General features: G+C 34.0%; 12 protein-coding genes. 7 read left to right on the forward strand and 5 right to left on the reverse strand.

Translation table 11 applies throughout. The annotated features are described in order from the left end of the window. Position 1 precedes the first annotated feature (1 nt). Together OQ292_RS09595 and OQ292_RS09600 are read right to left on the reverse strand one after the other, a co-directional pair. Positions 2 to 280 (reverse strand): hypothetical protein, encoded by a 279-nt coding sequence (locus tag OQ292_RS09595; protein WP_284685841.1) that lies wholly within the window; start codon positions 278 to 280, stop codon positions 2 to 4. A 24-nt stretch (positions 281 to 304) separates the two neighbouring features. Continuing rightward, positions 305 to 880, reverse strand: coding sequence for a sigma-70 family RNA polymerase sigma factor (locus OQ292_RS09600; protein ID WP_284685997.1), 576 nt, complete (start codon positions 878 to 880; stop codon positions 305 to 307). A 254-nt stretch (positions 881 to 1,134) separates the two neighbouring features. Between OQ292_RS09600 and OQ292_RS09605 the strand changes: the two genes are divergently transcribed. The 4 genes from OQ292_RS09605 (at position 1,135) to leuB (ending at position 5,482) form a co-directional block, all read left to right on the forward strand. Beyond that, complete coding sequence (locus OQ292_RS09605; RefSeq protein WP_284685842.1) at positions 1,135 to 2,076, forward strand: metallophosphoesterase; 942 nt, start codon at positions 1,135 to 1,137, stop codon at positions 2,074 to 2,076. Positions 2,077 to 2,365: 289 nt separating this feature from the next. Next, complete coding sequence (leuC, locus tag OQ292_RS09610; protein WP_284685843.1) at positions 2,366 to 3,763, forward strand: 3-isopropylmalate dehydratase large subunit; 1,398 nt, start codon at positions 2,366 to 2,368, stop codon at positions 3,761 to 3,763. A gap of 27 nt (positions 3,764 to 3,790) precedes the next feature. Further along, entirely contained in the window at positions 3,791 to 4,384 is a 594-nt protein-coding gene (leuD, locus tag OQ292_RS09615; RefSeq protein ID WP_284685844.1) for a 3-isopropylmalate dehydratase small subunit, read from the forward strand. Between the two features lie 12 nt (positions 4,385 to 4,396). Continuing rightward, positions 4,397 to 5,482, forward strand: coding sequence for a 3-isopropylmalate dehydrogenase (gene leuB / locus OQ292_RS09620; RefSeq protein WP_284685845.1), 1,086 nt, complete (start codon positions 4,397 to 4,399; stop codon positions 5,480 to 5,482). 76 nt (positions 5,483 to 5,558) lie between these two features. Here leuB and OQ292_RS09625 read toward each other — a convergent pair whose 3' ends face one another. After that, entirely contained in the window at positions 5,559 to 6,788 is a 1,230-nt protein-coding gene (locus OQ292_RS09625; protein WP_284685846.1) for an MFS transporter, read from the reverse strand. A 408-nt stretch (positions 6,789 to 7,196) separates the two neighbouring features. Here OQ292_RS09625 and OQ292_RS09630 point away from each other — a divergent pair, with 408 nt between their 5' ends. Continuing rightward, positions 7,197 to 9,446, forward strand: coding sequence for a DUF5916 domain-containing protein (locus tag OQ292_RS09630; protein ID WP_284685847.1), 2,250 nt, complete (start codon positions 7,197 to 7,199; stop codon positions 9,444 to 9,446). 114 nt (positions 9,447 to 9,560) lie between these two features. After that, positions 9,561 to 10,259, forward strand: a complete 699-nt coding sequence (locus OQ292_RS09635; RefSeq protein WP_284685848.1) for a DUF5675 family protein — start codon at positions 9,561 to 9,563, stop codon at positions 10,257 to 10,259. A gap of 72 nt (positions 10,260 to 10,331) precedes the next feature. Here the strand turns inward: OQ292_RS09635 and OQ292_RS09640 are convergent, their stop codons facing one another. Further along, the gene (locus OQ292_RS09640) at positions 10,332 to 11,465 is read right to left on the reverse strand and encodes an NAD(P)/FAD-dependent oxidoreductase (protein WP_284685849.1); all 1,134 of its coding nucleotides are present in this window, start codon (positions 11,463 to 11,465) and stop codon (positions 10,332 to 10,334) included. Continuing rightward, positions 11,462 to 12,331, reverse strand: coding sequence for an arylesterase (locus OQ292_RS09645; protein WP_348970611.1), 870 nt, complete (start codon positions 12,329 to 12,331; stop codon positions 11,462 to 11,464). Before OQ292_RS09645 ends, OQ292_RS09640 begins: the two co-directional genes overlap by 4 nt. 119 nt (positions 12,332 to 12,450) lie before the next feature. On the opposite strand from OQ292_RS09645, the gene OQ292_RS09650 reads away from it, so the two are divergent. Continuing rightward, positions 12,451 to 13,149: an ABC transporter ATP-binding protein gene (locus OQ292_RS09650; RefSeq protein WP_284685850.1), complete on the forward strand. Its 699-nt coding sequence runs from the start codon at positions 12,451 to 12,453 to the stop codon at positions 13,147 to 13,149. Positions 13,150 to 13,158 lie beyond the last annotated feature (9 nt).

A 13,158-nucleotide genomic window follows, 5' to 3' on the forward strand; every position in this document is an offset into this window, starting at 1 on the left:
TTTAAGCCATATATTGGATTTTAGATAAAATTTCTTTTGCCAGTCCATCCGGCACAGGTGTTTTTTCCTGCTCAATTTTTTTCTTTAAAAACTCAACAGTCGATGATTCCAGATTGTAATAAGAAATACAATGCCCGCACTTCATAAAATAATTATAGAAGCGATTTTTGTGCTCTTCTGAAGCTTCTCCGTCAAGAATGAGCTGTACAATCTCAACGAATTCATCGCAGAAGCGCGAATTCCTACTAGTTTCGGTTTGTGTAGAGTTATTGTTTCCCATATGCCATTGTTTTAGTGTAAATTGTTATTTATAACCCATAGTTTGTGCGTATTTTCTTAGTTTTTCTTTAAGCAAGTTTCTAGCTCTGTGTAATCTTGATCTTACCGTTCCTATTGGAATATCAAGGATTTTAGCCATTTCTTCATAGGTAAAACCTTCAAGATCACATAAAATTATCACGATTCTAAAATCTACTCCCAATGAATTTAATGCATTGGTAACCTCATCACCAATTCTGTTCTGTAAAGTTTCAGAACGTAAATCGATAGTTAGGTTTTGATCAGTATTTTCAGAGTTGTAATAAGTTTCAACTTCTTGGTAGTCTACCTTAGCTGGTTGCTTGCTTTTTTTACGATAGTCGTTGATAAAGCTGTTCTTCAAAATCCTAAACAGCCATGCTTTTGCATTTGTTCCTTTTTCGAAAGAAGTTATGAATCTAAAAGCTTTTAAGTAAGTATCTTGCACCAAATCTTTAGCTTCTTCTTCGTCAAAAGTGAGTTTATAAGCAAAATTATACATAGAGTCTATGTGTGGCATAAACTCGTTTTCAAATATGGCAACCTTCTCTTTTTCAGAGTAATTTTTTTTGTTATCTGACATAGGATCGTTAGCTGTCTGAGTATTGATCTGTTGAGTATTCAAAGTTGATAATTTTTAGTATATAAATAAAACTAAATTGGTATATGGGTTAACATTGGGAAACAATGCTTTATATTATAGTAGATTATTTCTCCTTTTTCCCCTAAATAATTTACGCCTTTTCAGTGTGAAAAACTGTTAAAAAAAGTTATAATCGAATTATATTTTGTAATGCTGCTATTAGTAAAATTTATTCACTGCAAAATTAGCGAATTATGAATCAGCTCTCATTTAGTAAAAAAAGTGTGATTATCCGCGAAAAATGGAGGATTAACAGAGAGCAACTAGAAAAAAATAAGCTGAAGTATAAGCTCAAATGGACAGATAATAAATACCTGTCTTATATTGACGTGGCAATTGAATGCTTTGGCTTATGGCTAAAATTAACTGGGCAATACAAGAAGGGAATTGAAAATGCGGAGCAGATTAATGTTAAAGAATTAGAGTTAAAATTTAAAAACTTGCCTGATGCTTTCCATAATTATAAAATTCTTCACCTTACAGATTTACATATAGATACCATTCCCGGATTTGAAGAAATAATTATAAAAAAAATAAAAAAACTTAATTATGATGTATGCTTTTGGACAGGTGACTATAGAAAATATACCAGTGGAGATTACAAACAAGTAAAAGAGCCACTACATAAAATAATAAAAAATACTCATGCTTCAGATGGAATTTTTGGTTTACTAGGCAATCATGATACTTGGCAAATGGTTAGCGATCTAGAAGATATGGGTATCGAAATGTTAATTAATGAATCTATAATACTTGAAAGAGAAAAACAAAATATTTTGATTACTGGCACAGATGATCCACATTATTTCCCGTCTAAATATCACGAACAAGCACTCAAAACCGAAAAATCTCTTTTTAAGATAGCACTTATACACTCACCTGAAATGTATGAAGAAGCGGCAGCCAATGCTTATAATCTTTATTTATGTGGACATACCCATGCTGGTCAAGTTTGCTTACCGAATGGATTCGCTCCTCTAAAAAATCTTAAAAAAGGAAAAAGGTTTTTACATGGACTTTGGAAATATAAATCGATGCTTGGCTATACAAGTCCTGGTTGTGGTGTGTCTGGTTTGCCTGTTAGGTTTAATACTCAAGGAGAAGTTACCCTTATAACTTTAAAAAAAGAAGCTTAGAAATCGTATTTATTTTTTAGCCTTTTTTGAAAATGATCCTTTAAAACACTTTTAATTTTAGTTTCAGTTAAAAATAGCTGCAATTTTTAATTGTTAAAATGAATAATCCATTAAAAAGTAAGCAATTGTTTCGTTCCGAAGCATCATAGGAATAGTCAATAAAAGTTTTTTTTTCTGACATTCAAAACCATAGTTTATCCAATCTCCCAAAAATTCACTCTATATTTAAAGTTCTTCAGGAAATTAAAATAGGCAATCCTGAATATTAAATGTATAAACAAGAAGAACAATGGGTAAAACACTTTTTGAAAAAGTATGGGAAAATCATGTTGTTTCCAGTGTAGATGAGTCTACTGATATTCTTTATATAGACAAACACTTCATTCACGAAGTGACCAGTCCTCAGGCTTTTGCAGGTCTGGAAAAAAGAGGAATTGGTGTTCTAAGACCAGAAAGAACAGTAGCAACGCCCGATCATAATGTACCTACCATTAATCAGCACTTACCTATTAGAGAGGCATTATCTGCTAAACAGGTTGCAAAGCTTACAGAAAACTGCGAAAAATATGGAGTAAACTTATATGGTTTGCAACATCCATATCATGGCATTGTACATATTATTGGTCCAGAGTTGGGTGTTACTCAACCGGGTATGACTATCGTTTGTGGTGATAGTCACACTTCTACACATGGTGCATTTGGTACTATCGCATTTGGTATTGGTACCAGCGAAGTAGAAGAAGTTTTAGCAACACAATGTTTGCTACAGTCAAAACCTAAAACCATGAAAATCCAGATTGATGGAGAATTGGCTAATGGTGTTTTGTCTAAAGACATTATATTATATATCATTTCTCAAATATCTTCAAGTGGTGGTACTGGTTACTTTGTAGAGTATTGTGGTTCTGCAATTCGCTCATTGTCTATGGAAGCCAGAATGACTATCTGTAACATGAGTATCGAGATGGGTGCAAGAGGAGGAATGATCGCTCCTGATGAAACTACTTTCGAATATGTAAAAGGAAGAGAGTTTGCTCCACAAGAAGAATCGTTTGACAAAGCTGTTGCTTATTGGAAAACTCTATTCTCAGATGACGATGCAGTTTTTGATAAAGAGTTGTATTACAAAGCTGAGGATATCGAGCCAATGGTAACTTATGGAACTAACCCTGGTATGGGTATTAAAGTAACAGGTACAATTCCAGAACTTTCTGAAATTACAGAGACTAGTAAAAAATCTTTTATGAAGTCTCTAGACTATATGGGCTTTAAGCCAGGCGAATCTTTATATGGTAAAGCAGTAGATTGGGTATTTATCGGTAGCTGTACTAATGCGCGTATCGAAGATTTAAGAATGGTTGCAGAGTTCATCAAAGGAAAGAAAAAAGCAGAAGGTATAAATGTTTTAGTAATTCCGGGTTCTAAGCAAGTTGAAAAACAGGCGATAGAAGAAGGAATTGATAAAGTGTTAGAAGAAGCTGGTTTTAAACTAAGAGAGCCGGGTTGTTCAGCATGTTTGGGTATGAACGAAGACAAAGTTCCAAGAGGCGAATATTGTATCTCAACTTCAAACAGAAACTTTGAAGGTAGACAAGGTCCTGGAGCTAGAACAATTCTGGCAAGTCCTTTAATGGCAGCAGCAGCAGCTATTACTGGTAAAATTACAGATATAAGAGAATTGGTTTAAAACAGAAAATACTTTCGAAATACAATCATGGAAAAATTTAATACAGTAGTCAGCACAGTAGTTCCTTTGCCAATATCTGATGTTGACACAGATCAAATTATACCTGCAAGATTTTTAAAAGCAACAACTCGTGAGGGTTTTGGTGATAACCTCTTTAGAGATTGGAGATACGATACTGATGGTAACCCTAAAGCAGATTTTGTTTTAAACAACTCAGAGTATACTGGTGAAATACTAGTTGCAGGTAAAAACTTTGGTAGTGGTTCTAGCCGTGAGCACGCTGCTTGGGCGATTTACGACTATGGGTTTAAAGTAGTTGTATCAAGCTTCTTTGCAGATATTTTCAAAAACAACTCTTTAAACAATGGCTTACTTCCAGTTCAAGTTTCAGAAGAGTTTTTAGAATCAATCTTCGAAAAAGTGGAAGCAGACAAAAGTACTAAGTTAAAAGTTGATCTTGTAGCTCAAACTATTTCTATTGAAGGAACAGATTTATCTGAAAGCTTCGAAATTGGAGCTTACAAAAAAACTTGTTTATTAAATGGTTATGACGATATCGACTATATCTTAGATAATAAAGATAAAATCCTCGAATACGAGAAAAACAGTATAAAATTTTAATAATCTGAAATAATGAAAAAAAATATAGCGGTACTTAGTGGAGATGGAATTGGTCCTGAAGTAACCAGTCAGGCTATAAAAGTATTAAACGCAATTGCTGATGCATTTAACCACGAGTTCGAATACGAAGAAGCTCTAGTAGGTGCAATTGCAATCGACGAAACTGGCGATCCTTTCCCAGAAGCAACTTATCAGGTATGTAAAAAATCTGATGCAGTTCTTTTTGGTGCAATTGGTGATCCTAAATACGATAACGATCCAACAGCTAAAGTAAGACCAGAGCAAGGTTTATTGAGAATGCGTAAAATGCTTGGTTTGTTTGCTAACATTCGTCCGGTGTCGAGTTATAAAATATTAGAAGACTCTTCTCCATTAAAGAATGAAATCGTAAGCGGAACCGACTTTGTAGTATTTAGAGAGTTAACTGGTGGTTTATATTTTGGTCAGCCTCGTGGTAGATCAGAAGATGGAAAAACTGCTTTCGAAACTTCTGTTTATACTGAAGAGGAAATTATAAGAATATCAAAACTTGCTTTCGAAACTGCTAGAAAACGCAGAAACAAAGTAACTTTGGTAGACAAAGCAAACGTATTAGTTACATCTCGTTTGTGGAGAGAAGTGGTTACAAAATACCACAAAGAAAATTTCTCGGATGTTGAGTTAGAATATCTTTTTGTAGATAATGCTGCAATGCAAATTATTCTTAACCCAAGAAACTTTGATGTTGTACTTACTGAAAACCTTTTTGGTGACATCGTAACTGATGAGGCTTCTGTAATTGCTGGTTCATTAGGTTTATTACCTTCTGCATCTATGGGTAGTGGTTTAGGTTTGTATGAGCCAATTCACGGTTCTTATCCACAAGCTACAGGTTTAGATATTGCTAACCCAATGGCTTCTATTCTTTCAGCTGCTATGTTATTAGAAATGTCTTTTGATATGGTAGACGAAGCTACAATTATTAGAGATGCTGTAGAAGAAGCAATGAATACAGGTTTTGTTACTAAAGATATTAATGCTCAAAAATTCTTTGGAACAAACGAAGTAGGTGATAAAATAGCTGCTCTCGTAAAAGAAAAAAGTGCTGCTAAAGCATAATAATTAAGTTATTAGATATAAAAAAGCCGGATAGCTAAGCTAATGCCGGCTTTTTTATTGATATATAGATACTAATCTAGTTGGCAACAGCATATCTTCGGCGTTCAATTTTAGAAGCCAACCAATAACCTGTAATTGAAAATACTACCACAATACTAGAGAAAACCATATAGGCGGTTTGTGCAGAAGCAGGGTTTACCATTAATCTATTAAATACAATTGGTGCAGAAGCAGAACTTACGATTATTAGAAAGTGTGTAATTCCTTTTACGCTACCTAAGTACTCTGGAGGGTAAAGTTCAGCCCAAATTGCAGATTTAAGCAGAGAGAATAATGCTGTAGACATGGCTGTCATGCCAAGGTAGAACATGGCAATCCAAGGAGCATTTCCAAAAGCCAGAGCCAAAAAGGCAACACCAATAGGTATTAAGAAAAATGGTAATAGTTTGGCTGCACTCATTCTATCAATGGCTTCACCAAAAAAGATACTTACAATCACTTTAATTACTGCATAAAGTGTAAAGCCTACTGCTAACAATTCCATCGTCCAACCTTTGTGAGCAACTAACTGATTGTGATTTATAAACATCCCGGTAATTACAAAAGGAATAAACATCATAATCATGTTAGTAACATAAAAGCTAGGCTCTTTTAAAAAATCATATCTTTTAGCCGTTGTAGGCTTTTCTGTTTTGCTTGCTAAGGTTTCAGCTTTTTGGAAAGCATCAGTCTTTTTAATTAAAGTTTTTACCAGAGGGATATGAACTACAAGTGCTGCACAACAAAGTACCCACCAAGAGAATTGCCAACTTTGCCAGTTGGTAATTTGTAATATAAATAGCGGGAGTAATCCTTCACCAGCGGTTAATCCAAGTCCAGAGATAGAAAGTGCTTTACCTCTTTCTTTAGTGAAAAACCTAGATATTGCAGTTGAACCAAGTAATATCATGAATCCTTGTCCGCAAAAACGAAGGCCAATTAGAGAAATAAATAATATAAAAATATGATTACCAGTAGTTAGCAAAAAGCCAAAGCAGGCAATGCTTAATCCGTTAATCCAGCTTAAAGTTCTTATTCTAAATGTGTCAATTAACCTGCCACCTAGTGGAAGTAAAAATGATCCTATTAATGTAGAAGCCGCATAAATACCTGAAAATGTGAGTGTATCAATTTGATAATGTCCTGAAAGATCATCCACATAAATACCTACTAAAAAAGTTTGGCCCATGCTCGAAAAAAAGAAATGCAAGAAACCAAACAAAAGATACTGTGGATATTGCTTTAGTAATGGCAAATAGTTTTTCATAGGCTATCAATTATTGCTAAATTATTATCCCAAAAAATTGATTGATAGTTGAGGAGAGATTTATCCCTAGTGTCTAGTGTGTATTCATTTTCAGATTTGTAAATAGAAGAAGTTGCCTGACTCCAAAAAAGTTCTTGTGTCTATTATTAAAGTTACTAATTAATGAATCAAGAATTTGTTTTTTAATAATTAATAAATCTATTTTTTGAAATTAATATAAATTTTGGTCAAGAAAATTGCCTATTTTTAAAAGTGATAAACAGCTTAGTGTCTGTATTTAGTAATGTAAAAAATGCTGTTTGTCTAAAAAAACTAGCGCTTCAAAAAATAGCTTTTCATAAAAGTTAAATTTGGTAAGGTTTAATCGCCTTGATTATTAACAAAACAGCTTGTTTACCCACATTTTCGATGACTACAACTACAATGCAGAGTAGTGTTTGCTTACTCTTAGGTTTATTATTTTTACTGATTACCCCTTCAGTTAATGGGCAAAATGCAAATACCGATAAAGCAGTCCAAATAAAAAGTACCTCAGATAGAATTGTATTAGATGGAGTATTAAATGAAACTACATGGCAAACTGCCGATATAGGCTCAGATTTCTATCAAATGTTTCCCTACGATACTTCATTTGCAGTAACTAAGACAGAGTTTAAGCTGAGCTACGACGACAAAAATTTTTATGTAGCTATTGTTTGTCATGATATTGAAAAAGGTGGCTATGTAACATCTTCTTTAAGGAGAGATTTTAGAGGTAGGGGATACGATGGTGTAAGTGTGGTGATCGATCCTTTTCAAGATAGAACTAATGCTTTTTTATTTGGCACAAACCCTTTTGGTGTTCAACGTGAAGGACTAATCTCTAATGGAGGAACGATCTCAGGAGACCTTTCTCTTTCGTGGGATAATAAATGGTATGTAAAAACTAAAATTTATCCAGAAGAGCAGTATTGGGTAGCAGAAATGGCTATTCCTTTTAAAACACTCAGGTATAAGGAAGGTTTAGAGACTTGGAATATCAACCTTTACAGAATAGATAGTAAATCTGGTGAAAGGTCTTCGTGGGTAAAACTTTCTAGAAATTTAAGACCTTATAACCTAGGACTAATAGGCAAAGCAGTTTGGGATAAACCTACAAAAAAGCCGGGAGCAAATATTTCGCTCATTCCCTATGTTTCTGGCAATATCAGTAAAAACCACCTCGAAAGCGGAGATACTGAAAGTATTTATAACATTGGCGGAGATGCTAAAATAGCAGTTACACCCTCACTAAATTTAGACCTTACATTTAATCCGGATTTCTCACAGGTAGAAGTGGACGAACAGGTAACCAATTTGGATAGGTTCGAAATCAGCTTTCCCGAAAAGAGACAGTTCTTTCTTGAGAATGGAGACTTGTTTGCCAACTTCGGTTTAGAAGATCAGCGGCCATTTTTTTCAAGAAGAATAGGTGTAGCAACTGATTCTGTAACTGGGCAAAATGTGCAGAACGATATTTTAATGGGAGCTAGATTAAGTGGTAGAATTAATAAAGATTGGCGAATTGGTTTGTTGAGTATGCAAGGTGCAAAAGATGAAGATATAGAGTTACCTAGCATAAATTATACAGCAACTGCATTGCAACGTAGATTTTGGCAGAAATCGAACCTTGGTTTTATTTTTATTAATAAACAAGTTACTGGGAATCTCGACGATTTAGATACCGAGAAAGCATATAACAGAGTAGCCGGTTTAGATTTTAACTATGTTTCTGATGATAATAAGTGGTTTGGAAAAACTTTTTATCATCAATCATTTCAAAATGAAGACCTTAAGAATAGCTATTCACATGGCCTAAGTGTAAACTATACAAGTAGAAAACTTAACTATGGTTGGACACACAGGTTTATTGGAGATAATTTTAATCCAGAAGTAGGGTTTCTTCCAAGAACAGGCTATAGAAGTATTAATCCTGAAATACAGTATTTTTTCTTTCCCGAGAAAGGTTTTGTTGTAAACCACGGTCCTGGTATAAAAGCAGAGAGCATTTGGGATAATAGCGGCCTAAATACAGACAGGCAAATCAATTTAAATTATGAGTTTGGTTTTCAAGATTTGAGTACACTTACATTGAGTGTTCAACAGGATTATACTTATTTATTCTCATCTTTTGATCCATCAAAATCGGGTGGTTTAAAATTAGAAGCAGGTACAGATTATACTTACAATAGCTATATAATTAATTACAAATCAGATGAGAGAAAAGTAATTAATGGAGAGCTAGAAACAAGTGGAGGACAGTATTACAATGGTACTTTATATTCTATAACAGGAGAAATTAACTTTAGAATGCAGCCTTATGGTACACTTTCGTGTATTTTCAGTTATAACAAAGTGAATTTAGAAGCGCCCTATTCAGATGCCGATATTTATTTAGTGAGCCCCAAGTTTGATTTCACTTTTACAAAAACACTTTTCTTCACCACCTTTTTTCAATACAATAGTCAATATGATAATATAAATGTAAATTCTAGAATACAGTGGCGATTTAAACCTGTATCTGATTTGTTTCTGGTTTATACCGATAATTATTTTTATGACTTTGCCGACAGAACAAATAATTTCGATGTAAAAAACAGAGCACTTGTTTTAAAGCTTACATATTGGCTCAATTTGTAGTAAATTTATTACACGAGTACATTTTCAGTATTAATAACTTTCTAATTACATATAAGTGGGGTGTAATTAAAGGTTTGTTTTAGGAAATAATCTTAAGATCAAACACTATAAATTATGCATGCAATTTTACAAAGGAAAGAATACACAGATAAGCAGGTTTTAGGAGAATTTAAGCTTTTTGATGAAAGTGCTCAAGAAATCTTTTCTGCAGCATCTTTGGAGCTTCCTTGGAGAAATAATGAATCCAGGGTTTCATGCATTCCCACTGGCAAATATAAAGCAGTAAGACGTGTTTCAGATAAGTATGCAAAAAGCTACCATATACAGGAGTTAGATCGTGATCAGGTGAATGGTAGGTCTTGGATATTAATTCACAAAGGAAATTATCATACAGATATTTTAGGTTGTATACTTTTAGGCGAGGGACATATTGATATTAATGGTGATGGATATAAAGATGTATACAGTTCTGGTAAAGTTATAAGCAAGTTGGTAGAAATTGCTGGAGAGGCTGGTTTTACTTTGGAGATTAAAGGTGAGCAACCCGATTATACTACCTTATCAAAAGAGATTAAAAGAAACAATGAACCTATTGTAGAAGGTAACTTTGCAGAGGTTACAGCATCTTCTTTAAATATTAGATCATCTAGTAATATTAATGCTGATAAGGTTGCAGAACCATTGAAACATGGAGAAATCGTAGAGGTTTTAGATGTTGATGGAGGTTGGGCAAAAGTGAAAGTAAGAGATTTAATTGGTTTTGTTTCTTTTCAATATTTGAGAAAGGCTGATAAAGAAAAAACGAAGGTTTGAGTTAGTAGCTCATCAAATAAAAAAGGAAGTCAGTTATGACTTCCTTTTTTTATATTAAATTAAATGATTTCTTTATTCTTGATAAACCAAAGATGCTGCTTGTTCGCCAACGGCTGTTCCAATGGCAACTCCCATTCCACCTAGTCTGGCAGCTACAGTTACATTCGGTGATACCCTTTCGATAATTGGAGTTTTGTTTTTTCCAAAGGCCATAATTCCTGCCCAAGTTTGTTCAACTTTAAATGGCTGATTTGGCATTATCACCTTTTCGAGTTTTTCTTTTAGGTTATTTATGATGCGATCGGTAGTATTCATTTCGGTTGTAGTTTCACCTTCTAAATCGATGTTTCTGCCACCCCCAAAAATCACCCTGTCACCAATGTTTCTGAAATAATAATAACCTTCTTCAAAATGGAATGTGCCTTTAATCTTTAAATCATCAATAGGTTCAGTTACTAATACTTGACCTCTTCCCGGATTTAACTCAAGATTAGGAATGAGCTTTTTACTAAATGCATTTGTACATACAATGAGTTTTTTCGATCTCAGAGTAAGCTCAGAGTGTATCTTATCTTTTATTTTAACATAGACTCTGTTGTTAATGTCTTCTATACTTTCTACTTCGGTACCAGTATATACTTGAATGTTTTTCTTTGCTGCTAATTTTAGCAAAGCCCGCATCATTTTACCTGTATGTATCTGCCCTTCAAAGGGATTATAAACGAGTGCTTTTACAGTATTTTCATCAAACCCAAACTTTCTTATATCTTCATTTTTCATTGAAAATACTGGCTCACCAAACAAAGGCATAAGCCGCGTATTCATGCTTTTAATGTGTTCTAAAGCACCAATTTCATTTTCTGTAATTAGTTCGTAACCGCCATGTTGTTGATAATCGATTTCCTCATCTCCCAATCTGCTTCGTAGCGTTTCTAAACCTCTGCGACGTTTTTCGATGAGCGCCAGCATATCCAACTCTCCAAGAGTTTTATAATCTGAAATCAATTCAGTAAGGCTTCCAAAACAAGCAAAGCCAGCATTTTTGGTGCTGGCTCCACTTGGAAATATTCCTCTTTCGAGTACTAAAATATTTTTGGTTGGATACTTTTCTCTTAGACTTAATGCTGTTGAAAGTCCGGTTATTCCGCTACCAATTATGAGAAAATGCGAGTGTACAAAAGTTTGTTTTTCCCAAAAACTGATCATATTTCTTCTTTTTCCGGCAATATAAAATCTTTAAGTACAACCCAAACATTTTCGGCAACTATTTTATGGCCTTTAATATTTGGGTGAATTCCATCTGACTGGTTTAAATGAGCTTCACCTCCAACATCTTGTAGAAGGAATGGAATTAATGCAATGTTATTTTTTTCTGCCAATTCAGGGTAAATACTTCTAAAGTCTGCGGTATAATCATCTCCCATATTAGGAGGGGCTTCCATGCCCGCAAGAATAATTTTAGCTTCAGGGTATTTAGTATTTACTATATCTATAATCGCTTGTAAATTTCTTTTAGATTCTTCAGTGTCTATACCTCTTAATCCATCATTGCCGCCTAGTTCCAAAATGAAAATATTTACTGGTTGTTTTAGAATCCAGTCTATACGGTTTTTACCACCAGCAGTAGTTTCTCCACTTAAACCGGCATTTACTACAGTATACTCTAGCTTATTTTCTTCAATTTTCTTTCTTATTATTCCAGGGAAAGATTGATTCTCTGGGTCGTCTAGCCCATAACCAGCACTTAAACTGTTACCAAAGAATATAATTCTCGGTGCATCAGAGTCATCAATGGGTTTTGGGTTTCCTGGCATCTCAGATGATTTTTTCTGAGTATCGTTCGTGTTTTCAGGAATACTTTTATTCTGCTCATTTCCACAAGCCCCCATAAATGTTGCAATAATTACAATGCTAAGAAACTGTAAGGTTAAAAGTTTGTTAAGTTTCTTTGTAGGGTAGATAGAGATCAAGAGATGATTGCTAACTTTTGATGTTGTTTTAATCAAAGTAAATAGCAGCTGTTTGGGGGAGTCGATAAACATGAACCTTTTATCACTGAATCTTATATTCATGGAAATAAAGTGTTTAATTTGGGCAGATTAAAAAAGAGTTTTAATAACTTAATGAAGCTATCAGTTGTAAAGTTCACAATTTTTTTGAAAGCATACACGATTAAATCATAAAAGCGCGAATGGCAGATATTTTAAAAGTAGAAAATTTAACAAAAACTTATAAAAGTAGCCACGGTTTTCTTACAGTACTCGATTCGGTAAATTTTAGTATAGAAGAAGGTTCAACTTTTTCTATTGTTGGTCCATCTGGCAGTGGTAAAACAACCCTACTGGGATTATGTGCAGGTTTAGATAGAGCAACATCTGGATCTGTGACACTCAATAAGATTTTATTGGACGACCTAAGTGAAGACGACAGGGCATATGTACGCAACCAGCATGTAGGTTTTATTTTTCAGAATTTTCAGTTAATTCCCACACTTACAGCTCTCGAAAATGTAATGGTTCCTCTAGAATTAAGAGGTGAAAAAAATATCAAAAAAAAATCGATGGACTTGCTAGATAAAGTTGGTCTTGCAGATCGTTTCGATCATTATCCTACACAACTTTCGGGTGGAGAACAACAAAGAGTTTCTTTGGCAAGGGCATTTTCTAATGATCCTAAAATTTTATTTGCTGATGAACCAACAGGAAACTTGGATACAGAAACTGGCGAAAAAGTTGAAAAACTTATTTTTGATTTGAATAAAGAACTAGGAACAACCTTAGTATTGGTTACTCACGACCTCGAACTGGCTTCAAAAACACAACGCATTATTAGAATTAAAGGAGGAAAACTTGTTTCAGATACTGCTGTAGCCCAAAGCAGTGCAGAATAATTTTTACTC

The sequence above is a fragment of the Chondrinema litorale genome (assembly GCF_026250525.1).
Taxonomy (GTDB): domain Bacteria; phylum Bacteroidota; class Bacteroidia; order Cytophagales; family Flammeovirgaceae; genus Chondrinema; species Chondrinema litorale.

Bases quoted from the DNA above. Each gene is read 5' to 3' on its own strand.
- OQ292_RS09595 (WP_284685841.1), bottom strand. From the start codon at position 280: ATGGGAAACAATAACTCTACACAAACCGAAACTAGTAGGAATTCGCGC.
- OQ292_RS09600 (WP_284685997.1), bottom strand. From the start codon at position 880: ATGTCAGATAACAAAAAAAATTACTCTGAAAAAGAGAAGGTTGCCATA.
- OQ292_RS09605 (WP_284685842.1), top strand. From the start codon at position 1,135: ATGAATCAGCTCTCATTTAGTAAAAAAAGTGTGATTATCCGCGAAAAA.
- leuC (WP_284685843.1), top strand. From the start codon at position 2,366: ATGGGTAAAACACTTTTTGAAAAAGTATGGGAAAATCATGTTGTTTCC.
- leuD (WP_284685844.1), top strand. From the start codon at position 3,791: ATGGAAAAATTTAATACAGTAGTCAGCACAGTAGTTCCTTTGCCAATA.
- leuB (WP_284685845.1), top strand. From the start codon at position 4,397: ATGAAAAAAAATATAGCGGTACTTAGTGGAGATGGAATTGGTCCTGAA.
- OQ292_RS09625 (WP_284685846.1), bottom strand. From the start codon at position 6,788: ATGAAAAACTATTTGCCATTACTAAAGCAATATCCACAGTATCTTTTG.
- OQ292_RS09630 (WP_284685847.1), top strand. From the start codon at position 7,197: ATGACTACAACTACAATGCAGAGTAGTGTTTGCTTACTCTTAGGTTTA.
- OQ292_RS09635 (WP_284685848.1), top strand. From the start codon at position 9,561: ATGCATGCAATTTTACAAAGGAAAGAATACACAGATAAGCAGGTTTTA.
- OQ292_RS09640 (WP_284685849.1), bottom strand. From the start codon at position 11,465: ATGATCAGTTTTTGGGAAAAACAAACTTTTGTACACTCGCATTTTCTC.
- OQ292_RS09645 (WP_348970611.1), bottom strand. From the start codon at position 12,331: ATGAATATAAGATTCAGTGATAAAAGGTTCATGTTTATCGACTCCCCC.
- OQ292_RS09650 (WP_284685850.1), top strand. From the start codon at position 12,451: ATGGCAGATATTTTAAAAGTAGAAAATTTAACAAAAACTTATAAAAGT.